Source organism: Streptomyces mirabilis, assembly GCF_018310535.1.
In the GTDB taxonomy this organism is placed as follows: Bacteria; Actinomycetota; Actinomycetes; order Streptomycetales; family Streptomycetaceae; genus Streptomyces.
On sequence record NZ_CP074102.1, the window covers coordinates 3,190,288 to 3,211,082 of the forward strand.

15 protein-coding genes and 1 riboswitch are annotated in these 20,795 nt (G+C 71.4%); of the genes, 6 read left to right on the forward strand and 9 right to left on the reverse strand.

Features of this window, described 5'->3' with window-relative positions; genetic code table 11:
• Nucleotides 1-45 precede the first annotated feature (45 nt).
• From sucD to SMIR_RS13990, 7 genes are all read right to left on the reverse strand, one after another.
• Nucleotides 46-930 carry a succinate--CoA ligase subunit alpha gene (gene sucD, locus SMIR_RS13960; protein ID WP_075028438.1) on the reverse strand — a complete coding sequence of 295 codons (885 nt, stop codon included), beginning with the start codon at nucleotides 928-930 and terminating at the stop codon, nucleotides 46-48.
• A 21-nt stretch (nucleotides 931-951) separates the two neighbouring features.
• The gene (gene sucC / locus SMIR_RS13965; protein WP_168494767.1) at nucleotides 952-2,130 is read right to left on the reverse strand and encodes an ADP-forming succinate--CoA ligase subunit beta; all 1,179 of its coding nucleotides are present in this window, start codon (nucleotides 2,128-2,130) and stop codon (nucleotides 952-954) included.
• Nucleotides 2,131-2,549: 419 nt separating this feature from the next.
• The gene (locus SMIR_RS13970; protein ID WP_212727063.1) at nucleotides 2,550-3,482 is read right to left on the reverse strand and encodes a hypothetical protein; all 933 of its coding nucleotides are present in this window, start codon (nucleotides 3,480-3,482) and stop codon (nucleotides 2,550-2,552) included.
• Nucleotides 3,483-3,686: 204 nt separating this feature from the next.
• The gene (locus SMIR_RS13975) at nucleotides 3,687-4,586 is read right to left on the reverse strand and encodes a hypothetical protein (protein WP_212727064.1); all 900 of its coding nucleotides are present in this window, start codon (nucleotides 4,584-4,586) and stop codon (nucleotides 3,687-3,689) included.
• A gap of 152 nt (nucleotides 4,587-4,738) precedes the next feature.
• The gene (locus SMIR_RS13980) at nucleotides 4,739-5,965 is read right to left on the reverse strand and encodes a VWA domain-containing protein (RefSeq protein ID WP_249938425.1); all 1,227 of its coding nucleotides are present in this window, start codon (nucleotides 5,963-5,965) and stop codon (nucleotides 4,739-4,741) included.
• Nucleotides 5,962-8,334 carry a DUF5682 family protein gene (locus SMIR_RS13985; protein WP_212727065.1) on the reverse strand — a complete coding sequence of 791 codons (2,373 nt, stop codon included), beginning with the start codon at nucleotides 8,332-8,334 and terminating at the stop codon, nucleotides 5,962-5,964. The genes SMIR_RS13980 and SMIR_RS13985 overlap by 4 nt, the downstream gene beginning before the upstream one ends.
• The gene (locus SMIR_RS13990) at nucleotides 8,331-9,509 is read right to left on the reverse strand and encodes an ATP-binding protein (RefSeq protein WP_212727066.1); all 1,179 of its coding nucleotides are present in this window, start codon (nucleotides 9,507-9,509) and stop codon (nucleotides 8,331-8,333) included. Before SMIR_RS13990 ends, SMIR_RS13985 begins: the two co-directional genes overlap by 4 nt.
• A gap of 133 nt (nucleotides 9,510-9,642) precedes the next feature.
• On the opposite strand from SMIR_RS13990, the gene SMIR_RS13995 reads away from it, so the two are divergent.
• The 3 genes from SMIR_RS13995 to SMIR_RS14005 are packed head-to-tail and all read left to right on the forward strand — an operon-like array spanning nucleotide 9,643 to nucleotide 12,793.
• Nucleotides 9,643-10,998, forward strand: coding sequence for an SWIM zinc finger family protein (locus tag SMIR_RS13995; protein WP_212727067.1), 1,356 nt, complete (start codon nucleotides 9,643-9,645; stop codon nucleotides 10,996-10,998).
• Complete coding sequence (locus SMIR_RS14000) at nucleotides 10,992-11,165, forward strand: hypothetical protein (protein WP_212727068.1); 174 nt, start codon at nucleotides 10,992-10,994, stop codon at nucleotides 11,163-11,165. Before SMIR_RS13995 ends, SMIR_RS14000 begins: the two co-directional genes overlap by 7 nt.
• Nucleotides 11,162-12,793, forward strand: a complete 1,632-nt coding sequence (locus SMIR_RS14005; protein WP_212727069.1) for a DUF5691 domain-containing protein — start codon at nucleotides 11,162-11,164, stop codon at nucleotides 12,791-12,793. Before SMIR_RS14000 ends, SMIR_RS14005 begins: the two co-directional genes overlap by 4 nt.
• Nucleotides 12,794-12,894: 101 nt before the next feature.
• On the opposite strand, the gene icmB is transcribed toward SMIR_RS14005, so the two are convergent.
• Nucleotides 12,895-13,311, reverse strand: a complete 417-nt coding sequence (gene icmB, locus SMIR_RS14010; protein WP_067366859.1) for a coenzyme B12-dependent isobutyryl CoA mutase small subunit — start codon at nucleotides 13,309-13,311, stop codon at nucleotides 12,895-12,897.
• A gap of 455 nt (nucleotides 13,312-13,766) precedes the next feature.
• Between icmB and SMIR_RS14015 the strand changes: the two genes are divergently transcribed.
• Together SMIR_RS14015 and SMIR_RS14020 are read left to right on the forward strand one after the other, a co-directional pair.
• Complete coding sequence (locus SMIR_RS14015; RefSeq protein WP_212727070.1) at nucleotides 13,767-14,651, forward strand: esterase/lipase family protein; 885 nt, start codon at nucleotides 13,767-13,769, stop codon at nucleotides 14,649-14,651.
• Between the two features lie 84 nt (nucleotides 14,652-14,735).
• Nucleotides 14,736-16,403, forward strand: coding sequence for a M23 family metallopeptidase (locus tag SMIR_RS14020; protein WP_168494754.1), 1,668 nt, complete (start codon nucleotides 14,736-14,738; stop codon nucleotides 16,401-16,403).
• A gap of 87 nt (nucleotides 16,404-16,490) precedes the next feature.
• On the opposite strand, the gene pcrA is transcribed toward SMIR_RS14020, so the two are convergent.
• The gene (gene pcrA / locus SMIR_RS14025; protein WP_168494752.1) at nucleotides 16,491-19,049 is read right to left on the reverse strand and encodes a DNA helicase PcrA; all 2,559 of its coding nucleotides are present in this window, start codon (nucleotides 19,047-19,049) and stop codon (nucleotides 16,491-16,493) included.
• A 315-nt stretch (nucleotides 19,050-19,364) separates the two neighbouring features.
• Nucleotides 19,365-19,537: riboswitch (cyclic di-AMP (ydaO/yuaA leader) on the forward strand.
• 7 nt (nucleotides 19,538-19,544) lie between these two features.
• Here pcrA and SMIR_RS14030 point away from each other — a divergent pair.
• Nucleotides 19,545-20,714, forward strand: coding sequence for a C40 family peptidase (locus tag SMIR_RS14030; protein ID WP_212727071.1), 1,170 nt, complete (start codon nucleotides 19,545-19,547; stop codon nucleotides 20,712-20,714).
• The last annotated feature ends 81 nt before the right edge of the window (nucleotides 20,715-20,795 follow it).

The window sequence follows — 20,795 nt, forward strand, 5'->3', positions numbered from 1 at the left end:
GGATGCGAGCCCGTTCAGTCTGGAGAAGGTCCAGCCTGGAGAAGGTCAGCCGGCGAGGATCTCGCGGGCCAGCTTCGCCGTCTCGGTCGGCGTCTTGCCGACCTTGACGCCGGCGGCCTCGAGGGCCTCCTTCTTCGCGGCGGCCGTACCGGAGGAGCCGGAGACGATGGCGCCGGCGTGGCCCATGGTCTTGCCCTCGGGCGCGGTGAAGCCGGCGACGTAGCCGACGACCGGCTTCGTCACGTTCTTGGCGATGAAGTCCGCCGCGCGCTCCTCGGCGTCGCCGCCGATCTCACCGATCATGACGATCAGGTCGGTGTCGGGGTCGGCCTCGAACGCGGCGAGCGCGTCGATGTGCGTCGTACCGATGATCGGGTCGCCACCGATGCCGACGGCGGACGAGAAGCCGATGTCACGGAGCTCGTACATCATCTGGTACGTCAGCGTGCCGGACTTCGAGACCAGGCCGATGCGGCCCGGCTTCGTGATGTCGCCCGGGATGATGCCGGCGTTCGACTGGCCCGGGGTGATGAGACCGGGGCAGTTCGGGCCGATGATGCGGGTCTTGTTGCCCTTCGACTTCGCGTACGCCCAGAAGGCGGCGGAGTCGTGGACGGCGATGCCCTCGGTGATGACGACCGCGAGGGGGATCTCCGCGTCGATCGCCTCGACGACGGCGGCCTTGGCGAAGGCCGGCGGCACGAAGAGGACGGAGACGTTGGCGCCCGTCTTCTCCATGGCCTCGGCGACCGTACCGAAGACCGGGATCTCGGTGCCGTCGATGTCGACGGACGTGCCCGCCTTGCGCGGGTTCACGCCACCGACGATGTTCGTGCCGTCGGCCAGCATGAGCTTGGTGTGCTTCATGCCCGTGGCACCGGTCATGCCCTGGACGATGACCTTGCTGTCCTTGTTGAGGAAGATAGCCATGGCGGTTGTTTCCCTCGTCCCTTACTTCGCAGCCGCGAGTTCGGCGGCCTTGTCGGCCGCGCCGTCCATGGTGTCCACGCGCTGGACCAGCGGGTGGTTGGCGTCCGACAGGATCTTGCGGCCCAGCTCGGCGTTGTTGCCGTCCAGACGCACGACCAGCGGCTTGGTGACTTCCTCGCCCTTGTCCTTGAGCAGCTGGAGCGCCTGGACGATGCCGTTGGCGACCTCGTCACAGGCGGTGATGCCACCGAAGACGTTGACGAAGACGGACTTGACGTCCGGGTCGCCGAGGATGATCTCCAGGCCGTTCGCCATGACCGCGGCGGAGGCGCCGCCGCCGATGTCGAGGAAGTTGGCGGGCTTGACGCCGCCGTGGTTCTCACCGGCGTAGGCGACGACGTCGAGGGTGCTCATGACGAGACCCGCGCCGTTGCCGATGATGCCGACCTCGCCGTCGAGCTTGACGTAGTTGAGGTTCTTGGCCTTGGCCGCAGCCTCGAGCGGGTTGGCGGCGGCGTGGTCGACCAGCGCCTCGTGCTCCGGCTGGCGGAACTCGGCGTTCTCGTCCAGCGACACCTTGCCGTCGAGCGCGATGACGCGGCCGTCGGCGACCTTGGCGAGCGGGTTGACCTCGACGAGGAGGGCGTCCTCCTTGATGAAGGTGTCCCACAGCGTCACCAGGATCTCGGCGACCTGCTCGGCGACCTCGGCCGGGAACTTCGCCTGGGCGACGATCTCGCGGGCCTTCTCGATCGAGACGCCCTCGTTGGCGTCGACCGGGACCTTCGCGAGGGCGTCGGGGTTCTCCTCCGCGACGACCTCGATCTCCACGCCGCCCTGGACGGACGCCATGGCGAGGAAGGTGCGGTTGGTGCGGTCGAGGAGGTACGAGACGTAGTACTCCTCGGCGATCTCGGGCGCGGTCTCGGCGATCATCACCTTGTGGACCGTGTGGCCCTTGATGTCCATGCCGAGGATGTCCGTCGCGCGGGCGACGGCCTCGTCCGGGGTGGCGGCGAGCTTGACGCCGCCGGCCTTGCCGCGGCCACCGACCTTCACCTGGGCCTTGACGACGGACTTGCCGCCAAGACGCTCGGTCGCCTCGCGGGCTGCCTCAGGCGTGTCAATGACTTCACCGGCCAGCACCGGTACACCGTGCTTGGCGAAGAGGTCCCTCGCCTGGTACTCGAACAGGTCCACGCGCGTCCGTCCCTATCAGTGATCTCGCGGTTCGTTGGATGCGTGGGCGTGCCGCGAAGGGCAACGTGACGTCCGCTGTCACAAGGGTGGCGCACACGATGTCCGAGCGCGCGGCATGTCCGTCTCGCAGGTTATCGCCGCAGGACGTGGGTCCCTAAATCGCAGGTCACACCTGAGCGGTGATACCTGTCACAGATCTGGCCGGGACAGGGCCTCACCAGGCTGGGGTTTGCCTGGTGAGGCCCCTCGAACAGCCCCTGAGGGGCCCGGGGAGGGTGGTCCTCACCCCAATGGGGACCACCCTCTCCATCCGCGGGGTTTCGGTCGGACACAGCCGACGGATTTCGGCCGTCCGGGACCGTGGCCCCGCGGAGTCGGACAGTGGGTACAGCGGTAGCGCCGTACCGCGGGAGGGGCGGTCAGACGCTGTACGTGCCGCCGTACTGGGCGTGGTGCAGATAGCTCGGCGTGACGGACTCGGCCACGCCCTGGACACCGGTGACCGCGTGTCCCGCGAGCGGGCCGGCCTGGCCGACCACGCCGCCGGCGAACGGCCGCACGTCGTCCACGACGCCCCCCGCGAAGCCGCCGACATTCCCTCGGACGCCGTAGGCCAGACCGGTGGCGCTGCCCTCGACGCCCGCCACGACCGGCCGCACGAGGTCGACGACCGGCTGTACGGCGCCGACGACACCCTGCGCGAAGGGGGCAACCTGGCCGGTGACGCCGTGCGCGAGGGTGCCCGCGTCGGCCACGACCCCGCCCGCGAGCGGCCGCACACCGCCCACCGCTCCGGACGCCAGAGCGCCCGTGTCCCCGACCGCCTGCCCGGCGACCGGGACCACGCCGTGCACGGCGGTGGCGGCGACGGGAGGCAGAACGGAGGCGGCGGTGTCGTCGGCGACCTGCGCGACGGCGTGGTGCACGACCGGGGTGACACCCTGTACGGCGCCGGCCGCGACCGGCGGCAGGGCGGCCGCCGCGGTCTCGTCGACGGAGCTCCGGTCCAGCTGCGGCGCGAAGGCCGAGAGCGGGCCGAAGAGGTAGTCGACCTCGTCCTGCGGGGCCGAGGGGTGGGTGACCGTGGGGGCGGTCTTCTTGGTCTGGTGGGTGACGGCGGTCCGGGCGGTGTCCTCGACCGTGGACACCGTCTTGGCGGCGGTGTCGCCGACCTTGCCGGTCCCCGTGGCGGCGGTGTCCGTTGCGGAGGTGTCCGTGTCGCCCACGGTCGCGTCGGGCAGCGACGCCGACGAAGAGGGCAGCTCATCGGCGCTGGCGACGGCGGAGCCGAGCGCCCACGCGCCGGTGACACCGGCGGCTATGACGAGGGAACGGCGGATGTTCTTGTTCATGTGTACGTCAGATCCTTCGGGTTTCCGAGAGTCCTGGGCTTCCGTCCGGGGACCGGAGAGGGTCCGGACAGGGACCGGAGTGGGTCCGGACAGGGACGGGAGTGGGACCGGAGTGGGACCGGAGTGGGACCGGAGTGGGTCCGGACGGCGGGCAGACCTGTTTCCGCCCCCGCGCGGCAGGTCGACAGCGGGGGAAGGACTGCCCTAGCCGGGGAAGACCGGAATGTCCCGGTGCCTGTCCCGGATCCCGGCCGCGGTCACCGCCGCGGGAACGCCGGGCACGAGCCGCAGCGGCGCCCGGTGGCTCGGAGTGACAGCCTGAGGATCGCCGTGGCGCGGCGTGCCGTTGTCGACGGCAGACTGACCGCCCAGTGCGCCCGTGGGGTCGCCGGGAGGTGCCTGACGGTCGGGCCCCGGCGCCACACCTCGGTGCTCGCCACTCACGGCGACACCGTCGGTGTCCGTACCGAGGCGGGTGGGACCGTGGTACGCCGGGCCGACGGGCCCGGGGTCCGCATGCCGCACCACCGCGTGCGACGACGAGGTCACGGCACCCGCACCCGATTGATGGGGCCCCGAACCGGCGGACGGAACCTGACCCCCCGCACCCTGAAGCGCCGGCGGACCGGGCAGCTCCGGCAGCGAAGGCAGAGAGGACCTGGACGGCAACGAGGGAAGGGGCGGCAGGGACTTCGGCGGAGCCTGGCCCAACTCGCCGGTCACCGTCTCCACGAGATCACCGACCGGCCGTACTACGCTGTCGGCAGCCGGCCGTACGACGTGCCGGACGGTGTCGGTCACCCGGGTGACGGTGCCGCCGACCTGAGCGACGGTGTCCGTGACGTGAGTGACAGCCTGGGCCGCCGAGTGCGCCACCGGGAGCGGAGCAGCCGGTTTCACCACCCGTACCGAAGAACTCGCCGGAACCGTCGGCACCAACCCGTCCGTCCCGTCCGCCGCATGCGCCCGCTCCCCGCAGAGGAGCCCGAGTGCGAACAACCCGGCCACCAGCAGTGCCAGTTGCAGCGCACGTCGCCCGGCCGCCGTGCGCGTCAGGCGCAGAGCGGCACCGGCGAAGGGCAGTTCGGCGGCGGGCGGGGTCAAGACGGGGTGATCCTTCATGCGGCGGGAAGAGGCGTCGATCCTCGCACGGGTCTCCCGAGGTCGCGCAAGCCCCCTGTCGCCACTGCTACCGATGGGTAGTCATGTCCGCTTTCCCACACTCCTCATGCCTCCTCACGCCTCCTCACGCCTCCTCACGCGGTGTCCGGTATCGGGAGCGGGCGCTTCTCGATCGCCGCCGCCATCACGTCGGGAAACAGGTCGGGCGTACAGGCGAACGCCGGTGCGCCCAGCGCCGCGAGCGCCGCCGCGTGCTCACGGTCGTACGCGGGCGCCCCTTCGTCGGACAACGCCAGCAGCGTCACGAACTGCACCCCCGACGCCTTCATCGCCGCGACCCGCTTGAGCATCTCGTCACGTATGCCCCCTTCGTAGAGGTCGCTGATGAGCACGACCACCGTGTCGGCGGGCCGGGTGATCTGCGACTGGCAGTACGCGAGCGCCCTGTTGATGTCCGTACCGCCGCCCAGCTGGGTGCCGAAGAGGACGTCGACCGGGTCGTCGAGCTGGTCGGTCAGATCGACGACGGCCGTGTCGAAGACGACAAGCCGGGTGGCGATGGACCGCATCGACGCGAGAACGGCGCCGAACACGGAGGCATAGACGACGGACGCCGCCATGGATCCCGACTGGTCGACGCAGAGGATGACCTCCTTCTTCACGGACTGCGAGGCACGCCCGTAGCCGATCAGCCGTTCGGGCACGATCGTGCGGTACTCGGGCAGGTAGTGCTTCAGGTTCGCCGCGATCGTGCGGTTCCAGTCGATGTCCTGGTGACGGGGTCTGCTGATGCGCGTACTGCGGTCGAGGGCACCGGTGAGAGTCGCCCGCGTGCGGCTCGCGAGGCGCTTCTCCAGATCCTCTACGACCTTGCGCACGACGGTCCGGGCCGTTTCCTTCGTCGTCTCCGGCATGGCCTTGTTGAGGGAGAGCAGCGTGCCGACCAGGTGCACATCGGCCTCGACCGCTTCCAGCATCTCGGGCTCCAGCAGGAGGGTGGACAGCCCGAGCCGGTCGATGGCGTCCCGCTGCATGACCTGCACGACGGACGAGGGGAAGTACGTCCGGATGTCCCCGAGCCAGCGCGCGACCGACGGCGCCGACGTCCCGAGCCCCGCCGAACGGTCCCGCCCGGACCGCCCCTTGCCGCCCTTCCCGTACAACGCGGTGAGCGCCCCGTCCATCGCCGCGTCCTGCCCCGCGAGCACGCATCCGGTGCCGTCCGCCTCCTCACCCCCGAGCACAAGCCGCCACCGCCGCAGCCGCTCGCCGGCGACTTCGGTGGGTCCGGCGGGTCCGGCCGGCCCGGCCGGCCCGGCCGGCCCGTTCGAGCCGGTTGCTTCCCCAGGTGCCGCTGTCATCGGGCCACCCCCGCAAAGTCGTCGTCGTAGGACTCGTCGAGCCCCAGCAGCAGGCTCAGCACCGGCAGGACCGCGTCGGCGCGCTCGGGGTCGAGGTCGGGGGCGAACCCGGGTATGCCGGACGCGGCGGCCTCGGCGCTCCCCCGCGCCCCCGGGCCGCGCCGGACCAGCTCACCCAGCGTTCTGCGCACTCCTGCCTCGTACGCCGAGAACGTGCGCCGCAGCAGCGGCAGCACATCGGTGAACGCCTCCGCCGGCACCCCGGTCAGCCACGCGTCCACCAGACCGAGCAGCCGCTCGTCGTGCACGAGCAGCATCCCGCCCCCGGAGCCACCGCCGACGAACCCCTCGATCCACGCGGCCGCGTCCCCCGGCTCCGTACCCGGCGACAGCACGAGACCCATGAGCCGCGCGGCCTCGTCCTGCCCCAACTCCCCCTCGTCCAGCAGCAGTCGCACCGCTCGCCCACGGATCACCCCCGGCACGGTGTCCCGCCCGGCCAGCACCCGGAGTACGGAGTGCCAGCGCTCACGCATCCCGCCGGAGGCCGGCGTGCCCGGCTCCCCCAGCAACCCCACCGCGCCGTGCACCGCGTCCACATGGCGTCGCATGTGCTCGGCGGCCTCGGCGTCGAGGGCCGTGCAGGCCGGTGGGAACCCGACGAAGATCCGCTCGGCGAGACCCACGGCGACGTCCGTGAGAGCGTGTGTGTCCGTGCCGCGCACATCGCCGTACCGCAAGGAGCGGACCAGCGCGGGCAGGGCCTGGGCGAGGTGGCCGACATCCGCGTCCAGCGCGGCCCGGTCGGCGAGGACCCGCATCACCACGGGCAGCGCGTCCGGGAGTTCGGCGAGCAGACAGCGCTCGGCCAGTGCCGTGACGTCGGCCAGGGCGTGCGCGGCGACGGCGTCCGCCTCGGCCTTGCCGGTCGCCGCCGACAGCACCGTCGTGCCCCAGACCCCGGCCTCGGCGACCCGCACGGACAGCTCCGGCTCCCAGCGCAGCCGCCAGGTCTCCCGGAAGGTGCCGGTGCTGCCGCGCGAGGCGGTGGGCTCCCCCCACGCGATACCGAGCAGCCGCAGCCGGTGCAGGAGTCTGCTCCGCCCGGCGTCGGTCTCCCCCCGCAGGTCCAGCTCCAACTGCCGCTCCATCGCCTCGGGTTTGAGCCGCAACCGCTTCTGCGCACGCGCGAGGTCGCGCTGCAACGGCACCGCGGGAGCGGCCTGAGGCACCTCGCCCAGCACATCGCCGACCACGAGCCGGTCGTGCACGAACCCCAGCGGCACGTCCGAGCCCTCGCACATCACCGCCCGTACGGCATCGGTGGTCTCGGTCAGCCCGGGCAGTGGGCGACCGCGCATGGCGGCGAGCGTGTCGGCCAGCCGTACCGCCTCGATGACGTGCGCGGACGACACCATCCGGTCCTCGTCGCGCAGCAGCCTCGCCACCTTCGTCATCCAGCGCTCGACGGGACGGTCCGGGGCGGCGAACAGATGCCCGTACCAACCCGGCGAGTCGATGCCCGCGCCGTACCCGCTGACCCGCGACAGCCTCCGGTGCGTCCACGGCACCCACGTCATGTCGGCCTTGGCCCTGGGGAGCCCCTTGAGCAGCGCCCGATCGGCGGCCACGGTCGTCTTCTGCCGCAGCGCGGGCGCGTGCCAGGCCCCGCACACCACGGCCACCTCCTCCCCGAACTCCCGCTGCGCCGCCCGCATCTGGAGCCGCATGTACGCCTCGCGCACCAGGTCCCGGTCGTGTCCCCCGACTCCGTAGGCCTCCCGCAGTGCCCCCATCGCCTCCTCCAGCGCGGTGAACGGCGCGAACGGGTCGGCCCCGCTCCCGGCCCCGCCCCGGTGCTCGACCACGTCCTCCCACCAGCGCTCGGGATCGTCGTAACCGGCCGTCTCCGCGAGGACTGCGAGGGGGTCGATCCGCACGTCCGCGACGACGGATGGGTCGGATACACCGGCCTCCCTCTCCCCCTTCTCTCCTTGCCCCTGCTCCTCCGCCGCCTCCTTCTCCTCTTCCCTCCCCCACGCCAGCGTGTGGGTCGCCGGGAGGTCGATGAAGCGGGCCGGGACCCCGTGCTCCAGGGCCCAACGGATCGCCACCCACTCGGGGGAGAACTCGGCGAGCGGCCAGAAGGCGGAGTGGCCGGGCTCGTCCACGACATGGGCGAGGAGTGCGACGGGAGGACGCATGTCCTTCTCGGCGGCGAGCGGGATGAGCGCGTCCGCCTCCGGGGGTCCCTCGATCAGTACGACCTCGGGCTTCGCCGCCTCCAGCGCGCCCCGCACGGCGCGGGCCGACCCCGGGCCGTGATGCCGCACCCCCAGCAGCAACGGCCCCGCCGTGAAGGCCGTCATACGCTCACCTCCCGGCAGGCCCGGTAGAAGTCCTTCCAGCCGTCCCGCTCGCGGACGACCGCCTCCAGGTACTCCTGCCAGATGACCCGGTCGGCGGCCGGATCGCGGACGACGGCGCCGAGGATGCCGGCCGCCACGTCGGACGCGCGCAGGATGCCGTCGCCGAAGTGGGCGGCGAGGGCCAGGCCGCCTGTGACGACCGAGATCGCCTCGGCGGTGGACAGCGTGCCGCTGGGCGACTTCAGCTTTGTCCGTCCGTCGGCCGTGACCCCGTCGCGCAGCTCGCGGAAGACGGTGACGACACGGCGGATCTCGTCGATGCCCTCGGGCACGGCGGGCAGGTCGAGGGACCGGCCGATCTGGTCCACACGCCGCGAGACGATGTCGACCTCGGCGTCCGCGCTCTCCGGCAGGGGCAGCACCACCGTGTTGAAGCGGCGGCGCAGGGCGCTGGACAGCTCGTTCACCCCGCGGTCGCGGTCGTTGGCGGTGGCGATCAGGTTGAAGCCGCGGACGGCCTGCACCTCCTGGCCCAACTCCGGTATCGGCAGGACCTTTTCCGACAGGATCGTGATCAGCGTGTCCTGTACGTCCGCCGGGATACGGGTCAGCTCCTCCACTCGGGCCGTCATGCCCTCTGCCATGGCGCGCATGACCGGGCTCGGCACGAGCGCGTCCCGGCTGGGGCCGTGGGCCAGCAGCTGCGCGTAGTTCCAGCCGTACCGGATCGCCTCCTCCGGTGTGCCGGCCGTGCCCTGCACCAGCAGGGTCGAGTCGCCGCTGACCGCCGCGGCCAGGTGCTCGGACACCCAGGTCTTCGCGGTGCCGGGCACGCCGAGCAGGAGCAGGGCGCGGTCGGTGGCGAGCGTGGTGACGGCGACCTCGACGATGCGGCGCGGTCCCACGTACTTCGGTGTGATCACCGTGCCGTCCGGCAGCGTGCCGCCCAGCAGATAGGTCGCCACCGCCCATGGCGACAGCCGCCAGCGGGCGGGCCGCGACCGGTCGTCCTGCGCGGCCAGCACGGCGAGTTCGGCGGCGAAGGCGTGCTCGGCATGGGGTCGCAGCGCCTCGCCCGCGCTCTCGCGCACGCTTGCGCTCACACCTTCGCCCAGGCCCTCGCTCACGGGCGGACGGACGGTCGTCGGTTCAACGGACTCAACGGGCACAGACATGGCTCGCTCCCCCTCCGGCTCGGCCGGTTCGGATCTGGTTCCACCGTGCACCACGCCACTGACAATGCGCTCTGACCTGCACAAATGCTCTCGCGAAGGTCGATTGTCAGTGGCGGGACCTACCTTCGATGACATGACTCAGCAGGGGGTGCGCTGGACGGCGGATCAGGTGCTGGCACTGGCGCCTGATGCCGCGTCACGTACGGCCGGCAGCAAGCTCGGCGCGGCCGGGCCGTGGTCGGAGGCAGGCAGTTCTGACGAGGGGACGGTATGGGGACTGTGCAGGGGAAGCGGCAGCAGGCCTTATCAGACGGTCATCGACATCGCGGACTCCACCGGGCCCGCGTACAAGTGCAGTTGCCCGAGCCGGAAGTTCCCGTGCAAGCACGCGCTGGGACTGCTGCTGCTCTGGGCGGGCGAGGACGGTTCGGTGTCGCGGGGGCCGGCGCCGCACTGGGCGGAGCAGTGGATAGAGGAGAGACGAGAGCGAGCGGGGGAGAAGGGGACGACGGGCGGGGCATCTGGGACGGCGTCACCGGGCGATCCGGAGGCGGCGCGGCGCAGGGCGCAGCGGCGGGCCGAGCGGATCACCGCGGGGGCGGCGGAGCTGGAGCAGCGGTTGGCGGACCTGCTGCGGGGCGGCCTCGCGTCGGCCGAGCAGGCGGGGTACGGGATGTGGGAGGAGACAGCGGCCCGCATGGTCGACGCGCAGGCGCCCGGACTGGCCGCGCGGGTCAGGGAGTTGGGGGCGATTCCCTCCTCCGGACCCGGCTGGCCGGTGCGGCTGCTGGAGGAATGCGCGCTGCTCCATCTCCTCGACCAGGGCTGGCTGCGCCGTGAGCGGCTGCCGGACGATCTGGCCGCGACGGTTCGCTCGCGGGTGGGGCTGCCCGGTTCTGCGGACGGCCCGCCGGTGCGGGACCGCTGGCTGGTCCTCGCCCAGCACGACACGGCGGACACCCGGCTCACGACCCGCAGGATCTGGCTCTACGGCGCGGAGACCGACCGCACCGTGCTGCTCCTCTCCTATGGGGCCGCCGGCCGCGCGCCGGAGCTGACGCTGCCGGTGGGGCTGGCCTTCGAGGCGGAGGTGTCCGCGTATCCGGGCGCCGGACAGCTCCGAGCGGCCCTGGGCGAGCGGTTCACACCGCCCGCCCCCGCGCGGACACGACCGCCGGGGCTGACCACTCCGCAGGCGGCGGCCCGCTTCGGCGAGGCCCTGCGGGCTGACCCCTGGCTCGACTCCCAGCCGGTCACGCTGGCCCGGGTGATACCCACCCCCGTCGACGACACCTGGCAACTGGCGGACGCCGAGGGCGACTTCGGACTTCCGATCGCCCCTTCCCTTCTCTCCCGACCCGGCCTGTGGCGCCTCGCCGCCCTCTCCGGCGGCGCCCCCGTCACGGTCTTCGGAGAGTGTGGCCACCACGGCTTCACTCCCCTGACGGCCTGGCCGGAGGGCGACGGAGAGCCGGTGTCACTGTGCTGACCACCGGCACGACCCGTACCGCCGACAACTCCTGCACGACCCGCACCATCGGCTCCGCCCGCACCATCAGCATCACCGGCACCACCCACACCACCCGCCCGACCTCCGTCGCTCGCATCACCACTTCCGTTCCCACCACCGCCTCCCCACGGAAAGGACGCTCATGAACACGACCTCCGCTTCCGCGGGCGCGCCCGTCGGGGGTTCCTGGGAGGAGCTCGTCACGATGGCCCTGCTGGGGACCGAGCGGCGCCCGCCTCCGGCCTGGGCCGCCGGACGCGAGGCGCCGGTGGCCCTGCTGGACGCGGCCGCCGTGGAAACCCTGCGGCGGCGGGCCGGGGTGCGGGCCGCGCGGGCGGCCGCCCGTCCCGAGCCCGCCGCGCCCGACCCACGACCGGCCCTCCCGTCCGCCGCCACCCACCGACTCGCGACGCTGCTGGCGGACCGGCCCGGCACGGGAGGCGGTGGCCGCAGGGGCACGGCACCCGACCTCATGGAGCTGCTGCCGCAGTGGCTCGCGCTGGCGAACGCACGGGGTTTCGCGCCACCCCCGGAGACACTGCCCGCGCTTCTCGACGCGGCCCGGGGCCGTACGGACCTGCGGCCGGCGGCCCTGGCCTTCGCGGGGCCGCGCGCCCTGTGGCTCGCCCGGCTGAACCCGGAGTGGCGCTTCGCCCTGCGTTCGCTGCCCGGCGGCGGCACCGCGCTGCCCGGTCCAGAGGACCCCGGGCGCGCGCAACAGCTCTGGCAGGAGGGACTCTTCGCCGAGCGGGTCGCACTGCTCACATCGATACGGGCCCAGGACCCCAGGGCCGCGCGCGAGCTGCTCGCCACCACGTGGGCGACCGAGCGGGCCGAGGACCGGCTGATGTTCCTCGACTCCTTGCGCTCCGGGCTGTGCGCGGCGGACGAACCGTTCCTGGAGCGGGCGCTCGCCGACCGGAGCCGCAACGTCCGGGCCACGGCGGCGGAACTGCTGTCCGCGCTGCCCGGTTCGGCGCTCGCCGCGCGGATGGGGGCGCGGGCCGGCTCGTGCGTGGCCGTCGACCGCACGCGGGTCACACCCTCGATCGTCGTCGAGGCGCCGCACGAGTGCGACGCGAGCATGGAGCGCGACGGTGTTGTACCGAAAGCTCCGGCGGGACGAGGGGAACGGTCGTGGTGGCTGGGCCAGTTGGTCGAAGCAGCGCCGCTCGGGACATGGTCGCGACGGCTCGGCGGACGTACGCCGGAGGAGATCGTGGCGCTTCCGGTGGCGGACGACTGGCAGAGCGAGCTGCATGCCGCGTGGTGCCGGGCGGCGGTGCGGCAGCGGGACCCGGGCTGGTCCCGGGCGCTCCTCGGCGCCCCGTCGGCTCCGGAGGCCGGCGGGCCGGGGGCGGTGTCACTGGCGGAGCGGTCGAAACTGCTCGCCACGTTGGGCTCCGCCGAGCGGGCCGAGTGGGTGGCCGGGTTCATCGCCACGCACGGGTTGTCCGAGGCGTTCCAGCTGCTCGGAGTCTGCGCGGTGCCGTGGGCGGGGCCCCTGGGACGGGCGGTGGTCGACGCGCTCAATATCGCGCGGGACGCGGGGAGTTATCCATGGAGCTTCAGTGGGGTGATGGGGCTGGCCGAGCGGTGCCTGGATCCGGCGGAGGCCGGGCGGCTGGAGGGACTCACGGCGGTCGCCGACGAGCCGGAGAACGCGGCGCCCGGTGCCGGTGGCTACTGGGCGGAGGCCTTCCAACGCCTCGTCACCACACTGCGTCTGCGCGCGGTGATGTCATCGGAGCTGGATGGTGCGGGCCCACACTGACAGGAGCGCCCCTTGAGGGGCGCGGGGAACTGCGCGACCAGCCCCCACCCACCCGCAGCCGCCCCACGAGCCATGGGGACCGCTCCCCCACAGGAGAGGTGCTACGCGCCCGCCGGCTGGCGTACGTTCGCCCGGACCCACTCCACGATCGAGGCGGTCGTCGCGCCCGGCGTGAAGATCTCGGCGACGCCCTTCTCCTTGAGCGGCGCGATGTCCGCCTCGGGAATGATCCCGCCGCCGAAGACCTTGATGTCCTCCGCGTCGCGCTCCTTGAGGAGATCGATGACGGCGGCGAACAGTGTGTTGTGGGCACCGGAGAGGATCGAGAGGCCGATCGCGTCGGCGTCCTCCTGGATCGCGGTGTCGACGATCTGCTCCGGGGTCTGGTGGAGCCCGGTGTAGATGACCTCCATACCGGCGTCGCGCAGCGCCCGCGCGATCACCTTGGCCCCGCGATCGTGGCCGTCGAGCCCCGGCTTGGCCACCACCACGCGGATCGGACCGGCTGCCACACCCATCACTGCCTCCATGAACGGACTTCATCAACCGCCCCGCGCCGCTCCGGCAGGGGAAGTGAACGAACGTTATCGTCAGATCCGTGCAAACCGCAGTTTCCCGCTGAAGACCGAGGGGGAAATCACACGGTGGGACACATTCGCCGCGCACCGCTCCGCGTTTCTGCGGCACACGCGCCGCAGGGATCTGCGCCGCGCGGGCCGTGGCCGGAGCCTGCGCAAGGAGAGCCGCCAGCAGGTGGCAGCACCACCGTCGCATCAGGGAGGCGCGACGGTGGTGCGGCGCACCGGCGGGAGCACGACGGCAGGGAATCCCGTCGCGTCACCGGCGCACCACACGCCACGGACGCACCGTCGGCCACCGCCCACGCCATCGCCACCGGCACCACCACCGCGGCTTTCCACGAGGGCACACGGGGGACAGAGCGGTCCCGTCGCGTGCCGACTGGAGGTCGGCCATGAAGGTCACCGGGGCTGAGTTGCCCTTTCTCCCTCTCCACCGGCGTCTGCTGCCCGGCAGACTGCCCGGGCTCTCGGTGGCCCTGTTGAAGGCGACGGCCCTGGAGATCGCCATCCTCGCCGGGCACCTCCTCCTCTATCCGTCCGGCATCACCCAGGAGCGCCGCGGCACCCCCGCGCTCCCCCCGCCCGACGCGCCCCGGCTGCCCACCGGGACCAAGCCGCCGGTCGTGCTGCTGCACGGCTTCATCGACAACCGTTCGGTCTTCGTGCTGCTGCGCCGCAACCTCGCACAGCACGGCAGGCAGCACATCGAGTCGCTCAACTACTCGCCGCTGACGAACGACATCCGCGCCGCCGCGGAGCTGCTCGGACGGCACATAGAGGACATCTGCGAGCGCACCGGGCGCGATCAGGTGGACATAGTGGGCCACAGCCTCGGCGGACTGATAGCCCGCTACTACGTCCAGCGCCTCGGCGGAGACCTGCGCGTCCGCACCCTGGTCACGCTCGGCACGCCACACGCCGGCACGAAGGTCATTCCGCTGATGAACGCGCACCCGATCGTCCGTCAGATGCGTCCGGGTTCGGAGGTGATCGAGGAGCTGCACAAGCCCGCGCCCGACTGCCGTACGCAGTTCGTGAGCTTCTGGAGCGACCTCGACCATCTGATGGACCCGCTGGAGACCGCCTCCATCGACCATCCGGACCTGCTCGCACAGAGCGTCCAAGTGAGCGGAATCGGACATCTCGCCCTGCCGGTCCACCCCGCGGTCGCCGCCGGGATACGGCAGGCACTCGACTTCGAGGAGACGCAGGCCCGCCCCACCGCCGCGCCCGCCGCCGAAACCGGGGGTCTGACAGGGGGTCTGACAGTGGCGTAACGCCTCCACGGAACACCCCCAACATCGAACGGCAATCGAACGCCAGGCCAAAGCCGTGCCCGCCCTCCCCCGAAACACGGCCGAATGCCCGTTTCCCGAGTGGAGGAAACCTGCCGAAGATTGTCGCGCCCGCGTACCGCCGGGTACAGTCACCGCACTGCTCTGCCAGCCCCTGTTGTCGAGGCGAAAGAGAAGTTGGTGAACGACCGTCACCCGTCGGGGACCGTAACGCCCCCGGCTCCGGCCTCCGATGCCGCCGCGGCGCCCTATGCGTCGTACGGTGGCCAGGAAGCCCAGTACGGCGACTTCACCTCGTACGACGGCTACGCCACCTCCGGTACCTACGCGACCGGAAGCTTCGAGACCACGGGTTTCGAGACCTCGACCTTCGCGGCGGACCCCCTCTTCGGCGACATGTCGGGCGGCGGCGGCACAGGTTCGTACGACGCCACGCAGTGGAGCACCGGCAGTCACCAGACGCCGCACTACGACCCGTACGCCGCGCAGCACCAGGCCGCGTACGACACCGGTGCCTACGACACGACCGCCTGGGCGAGCGGATACCAGCAGCTCGCCGACATCCCCGCGCAGCGCCCGGGCCCCGAGGGCACCGGCCAGTGGGACGCGGCCGCCTGGCTCCAGGCCGAACAGACCGGCCAGACCCAGCAGTGGACCGCGCACACCCAGGAGACGGGCGCGTACGACGCCACGCAGTGGAACACCGCGGGCGAACACGACCCGTACGAGGGGTACGAGCAGCACCAGCAGGCCGAGTCGTACGAGCAGCAGCTCGCCGCCGAGGCCTACGAGCATCAGCCGGTGCCCGAGTCCGACGTGGACGACCGGCCCTTCGACCAGCAGGCGACCGCGGCCTTCGAGCAGGTGTCGTACGAGGAACCCGGCGCCGCGGAGGACGAGTTCGAGGACGCCGGTGACGCGCAGGACGCGCCGCTGCTCGAGGACATGGAAGAGGTCACTCCGGCCCCCCGTGTCGCGAACCGGTCCGCGTCCCGTTCCCGGCGGCGCACCCCGGCGAAGCGTTCCGCCTTGCTGACCGTCGCGGTTCCCTCGGCCTGTGTGATGGGGGTCGCGGGGATCGCCGCCGCCTCCGTGGGCACCATCGGCGGGAACGACAGCAAGGACAACACGACCCTCAGCGCGTCCGACGGGACCGCGGTGAAGCCGTCGGCCGCCAACAACAAACTGGACACCCAGCTCCAGAGCCTCTCCGCGGGCGCGGACGACTTCGCCGACCGGGCCAGCCGGACGCAGGAACGTATCGACCTCAAGGCTCAGCAGGCCGCCGAGAAGCAGAAGGCGGCGGCGGAGGCGGCCCGCAAGGAGCGGTTGCGGCCGAAATTCGTGCTCCCGGTCACGCAGAAGGGCCTCAGCGCCTACTTCGGCCAGGCCGGCATCAACTGGATGTCCGTGCACACGGGCATCGACTTCCCGGTGTCGTACGGCACGCCGGTGATGGCCGCGACCGACGGCACCGTACGGACGCAGTGGAACAGCGCGTACGGGAACATGGCGATCGTCACCGCGATGGACGGCACGGAGACCTGGTACTGCCACCTCTCCAGCTACAAGGTGCCGTCGGGGACGGTCGTGAAGGCCGGTGACCAGATCGCGTTCTCCGGGAACTCCGGCAACTCGACCGGTCCGCACCTGCACTTCGAGGTACGCCCCGCGGGCGGTTCGGCGATCGACCCGCTGCCGTGGCTGCGCAGCCACGGCCTGGACCCGACGTAACCCACCGGCTCCTCACCCGACTCACCCGACGACGTGACCGAACGCCGTCGCCGGGCTCCGAGCTGCCGCCCCGTAGAACCCGTAGGACTACAGCTTCTCCACCGGCGCGTACCGCAGCAGCAACCGCTTCGGCTTCGCCTCGCCGAAGTCGACCGTCGCCTCCGCGTTCGCGCCCGTTCCCTTCACGCCGACCACGGTGCCCAGGCCGAACTGGTCATGGGTGACCCGGTCGCCGACCGCCAGCGAGACCACCTGCTTCTCCGAGATCCCGCGGCGCGTCGCGAAGCCGGAGGCGCCGGACGCCGCGGACCGCGAACGCGAGGACGACAGCGAGGCGGCCACACCGGAGACGGGCCCCGAGGACACCGGAGCGGTCGCACCGGTGCGCTTCCACTCCAGGTGCGTCTCCGGGATCTCCTCCAGGAAACGGGACGGCGGGTTGTAGGAGGGCTGACCCCAGGCGCTGCGCATGGACGAACGGGTGAGGTACAGCCGCTCCCGCGCGCGCGTGATGCCGACGTACGCGAGGCGCCGCTCCTCCTCCAGCTCCTTGACCTGTCCCAGCGCGCGCATGTGCGGGAAGACGCCGTCCTCCATGCCGGTGAGGAAGACGACCGGGAACTCCAGGCCCTTGGCGGTGTGGAGGGTCATCAGGGTGATGACGCCGTTGCCGTCCTCCTCGTCCGGGATCTGGTCGGAGTCGGCGACGAGCGCGACCCGCTCCAGGAACGCGGAGAGCCCACCGGACGCCGTACCAGCACCCGCAGCCGCACCGGCGCCGACATCCGCCGTACCCGCAGTCGCCCCCGTGCCTTCGCCTTCGCCCTCGCCGGTCTCCTGCTCGAACTCCAGGGCCACGGCTGCGAGCTCCTGAAGGTTCTCGATCCGGGTCTCGTCCTGCGGGTCGGTCGAGGCCTGCAGCTCGGCGAGGTAGCCGGTGCGCTCGAGCACCGCCTCCAGGACGGTCGCCGGACCCGCGCCGGACTCGACGATCGTGCGGAGGTCCTCCATGAGCGTGTTGAACCGCTTCACGGCGTTCGTCGACCGCGCCGCCATCCCGTACGCCTCGTCGACACGGCGCAGCGCCTGCGAGAAGCTGATCTTCTCGCGCTGCGAGAGCGCGTCGATCATGGCCTCGGCGCGCTCGCCGATCCCGCGCTTGGGAACGTTCAGAATGCGGCGCATCGGGACCGAGTCCTCGGGGTTGGCCAGGACCCTCAGGTACGCGAGGACGTCCCGGACCTCCTTGCGCTCGTAGAAGCGGACGCCGCCGACGACCTTGTAGGGCAGGCCGACGCGGATGAAGATCTCTTCGAAGACACGGGACTGGGCGTTCGTCCGGTAGAAGACGGCGACGTCGCCCGCCCTGGCCTCGCCCGCGTCGGTGAGACGGTCTATCTCGTCGGCGACGAACTGGGCCTCGTCGTGCTCGGTGTCGGCGACATAGCCGGTGATGTTCGAACCGGCGCCCGCGTTGGTCCACAGGTTCTTGGGGCGGCGGGACTCATTGCGCTCGATGACCGCGTTGGCGGCGGACAGGATCGTCTGGGTGGAGCGGTAGTTCTGCTCCAGCAGGATCGTCGTCGCGTCCGGGTAGTCCTCCTCGAACTGGAGGATGTTGCGGATGGTCGCGCCGCGGAAGGCGTAGATCGACTGGTCGGCGTCGCCCACGACGCACAGCTCGGCGGGCCCGAGCTCGCCCTCGGCGGGCGGCGCGTCCTCGGGCCGGTCACCGGCGGCCGGGCCGACGAGCTCCCTGACCAGGGCGTACTGCGCGTGGTTCGTGTCCTGGTACTCGTCGACCAGGACGTGGCGGAAGCGGCGCCGGTAGTGCTCGGCGACGTCCGGGAAGGCGCGCAGCAGGTTGACCGTGGTCATGATCAGGTCGTCGAAGTCGAGCGCGTTGGCCTCGCGCAGCCGCGACTGGTACATCGCGTAGGCCTGGGCGAGGGTCTTCTCGAAGCCGTCGGCGGCCTGGGCGGCGAAGTCCTCCTCGTCGATCAGCTCGTTCTTCAGGTTCGAGATCTTGGCGCTGAAGGACTTGGGCGGGAAGCGCTTGGGATCGAGATCCAGGTCACGGCAGACGAGCGCCATCAGCCGCTTGCTGTCGGCGGCGTCATAGATCGAGAACGAGGAGGTGAAGCCGAGCTTCTTGCTCTCGCGGCGCAGGATCCGCACACACGCGCTGTGGAAGGTCATCACCCACATCGCGTTCGCGCGCGGGCCGACGAGCTGCTCGACACGCTCCTTCATCTCGCCCGCGGCCTTGTTCGTGAAGGTGATCGCGAGGATCTGGCCGGGGTGGACATGACGCTCGCCCAGCAGATGGGCGATGCGGTGGGTGAGCACCCGGGTCTTGCCGGAGCCCGCGCCGGCCACGATGAGCAGCGGGGAGCCGGAGTGCACCACGGCCGCGCGCTGGTTCTCGTTCAACCCGTCCAGCAGGGCCGCCGGGTCCACGGCGGGGCGGGGCGCGCCGTCGCGGTAGTAGGCGTCCCGGCTCGCGGGCACGTCGAAGCGGCCGCCGAACAGGTCGTCCGGAAGCGGCTCCGGCGCCCCGTCCTCGGGCGGCGGCGGGGGCTCTTCCTCGTGGGCCCCGGAAGGCTGGAGGTCCGCCAGAAAGCTGTCATCAAAGAGGCTGCTCATCGCTCTCCGAGTCTAGGCGGCCCCACTGACAACCCGCGGCCACCCTGGAAACCCGACCGGTTTTTCCGCGATCGCGCATGATCTCTTTCCGTGACCGCGCCTGATTCCTTTCCGCCACTCTTTCCGCCGCGGACGCCGTCACCGTTCAGGATCGTTTCATTACGGTCAGCCACAGTCGGTCCCGATCAATGGCCTCCAGGATCAAGGTCACGAAAATGTATCGGGCATATCGCACATCAAACTTCACAGAACACTTATGAGTTGGCTAGCGTGCCGGGCAGGCCGCTCGACCCAACCGGCGAACACCGCCGGGCCGTGCGGCCTCCGCCGAGTCCGGTGCGCCCACGCGGCAGCCGGAGCCGGGGACCCAACCGACCTTGGGGTGAATCGGTCCAACTGTCCGCTGGGACAAGGACCGTAGGGCAAACCTTCCGGAATCACCCGCCCGAACCCGACAGCTAACTCGGTAGGCGGATGACGGAAGGAGTCGCCACCTTGGCGTCGCATCGCAAGTGGAGTCCTACGGGTACACGCATAGCGGGTATACGGACCCCCGCCCTCGCCACGGCGGCCCTCACCTCCGTGGCCCTGCTCTCCCAGACGGCGAACGCCGCGCCCTCGGCCGATCCCAAGCCGAGCGTCGAAGAGGTCGAGAAGAAGGTCGACGACCTCTACCACCAGGCCGAGGCGGCGACCGAGAAGTACAACGCGACGAGGGAGAAGACCGCGCAGCAGCGCAAGCGCGTCGACTCCCTCCTCGACGACGTGGCCCAGCGCACCGAGAAGCTCAACACCGCGCGCGAGGAGCTGGGTTCGTTCGCCGCGGCGCAGTACCGCACCGGTGCCTCCGCCCCCGACACCGCGACCCTCCTGCTGGCCGACAATCCACAGGACTACTTCGACCAGACCCAGCTGATGGACCGGCTGACCAGCCGCCAGAAGGTGGCCGTCGACGACTACATCACCGAGCAGGCCGCCACCACCAAGAAGCGCGCGGAGGCCTCCCAGAGCCTGCAGACGCTCACCACGACGCAAAGTGCGCTGAAGACGTCCAAGGCCGACGTGCAGCGCAAGCTCGCCGAGGCGCGCGACCTGCTCTCGAAGCTGACCGCCGAGGAGAAGGCGCGGCTCGCGGCGATCGAGAAGAAGAAGCAGGAAGCGGCCGACCGCAAGGCGGCGGAACTGGCGCAGCAGCAGGCCGCGGCGGAGAAGAAGGCCCAGGAGGCGGCCGCCCAGCAGCAGACGACCTCCGGGACCACCGGCACCTCGGGCACCTCGGGGAGTTCGGCCACCGACTCCTCGTACACCGCCAAGGCCGACAAGGCCCTCGCCTTCGCCCGCACCCAGATCGGCAAGCCGTACGTCTGGGGCGCGACCGGGCCCGGCTCCTACGACTGCTCCGGCCTCACCCAGGCCGCCTGGAAGGCCGCCGGCGTCGATCTCCCGCGTACCACCTGGGACCAGGTCAACGTGGGCACGACGGTCCCGCTCGCCGATATCAAGCCCGGTGACCTCGTCTTCTTCTACGACGACATCAGCCACGTCGGCCTCTACATCGGCAACGGCATGATGATCCACGCCCCCAAGCCGGGCGCGTACGTCCGCGAGGAGTCGATCTTCTACGGCGGTGAGTCAATCATCCACAGCGTGGTGCGTCCGGCCTAACGCCCCGGCGCCCGGCACGCGCGCGTGGGGCTCATCGGACTCCACGCGCGCGTGGCCCGCCGCCAACCCGCTCGAAGGTCC

Bases quoted from the DNA above. Each gene is read 5' to 3' on its own strand.
- sucD (WP_075028438.1), bottom strand. From the start codon at position 930: ATGGCTATCTTCCTCAACAAGGACAGCAAGGTCATCGTCCAGGGCATG.
- SMIR_RS13970 (WP_212727063.1), bottom strand. From the start codon at position 3,482: ATGAACAAGAACATCCGCCGTTCCCTCGTCATAGCCGCCGGTGTCACC.
- SMIR_RS13980 (WP_249938425.1), bottom strand. From the start codon at position 5,965: ATGACAGCGGCACCTGGGGAAGCAACCGGCTCGAACGGGCCGGCCGGG.
- SMIR_RS13985 (WP_212727065.1), bottom strand. From the start codon at position 8,334: ATGACGGCCTTCACGGCGGGGCCGTTGCTGCTGGGGGTGCGGCATCAC.
- SMIR_RS13990 (WP_212727066.1), bottom strand. From the start codon at position 9,509: ATGTCTGTGCCCGTTGAGTCCGTTGAACCGACGACCGTCCGTCCGCCC.
- SMIR_RS13995 (WP_212727067.1), top strand. From the start codon at position 9,643: ATGACTCAGCAGGGGGTGCGCTGGACGGCGGATCAGGTGCTGGCACTG.
- SMIR_RS14005 (WP_212727069.1), top strand. From the start codon at position 11,162: ATGAACACGACCTCCGCTTCCGCGGGCGCGCCCGTCGGGGGTTCCTGG.
- icmB (WP_067366859.1), bottom strand. From the start codon at position 13,311: ATGGGTGTGGCAGCCGGTCCGATCCGCGTGGTGGTGGCCAAGCCGGGG.
- SMIR_RS14015 (WP_212727070.1), top strand. From the start codon at position 13,767: ATGAAGGTCACCGGGGCTGAGTTGCCCTTTCTCCCTCTCCACCGGCGT.
- SMIR_RS14020 (WP_168494754.1), top strand. From the start codon at position 14,736: ATGCCCGTTTCCCGAGTGGAGGAAACCTGCCGAAGATTGTCGCGCCCG.
- pcrA (WP_168494752.1), bottom strand. From the start codon at position 19,049: ATGAGCAGCCTCTTTGATGACAGCTTTCTGGCGGACCTCCAGCCTTCC.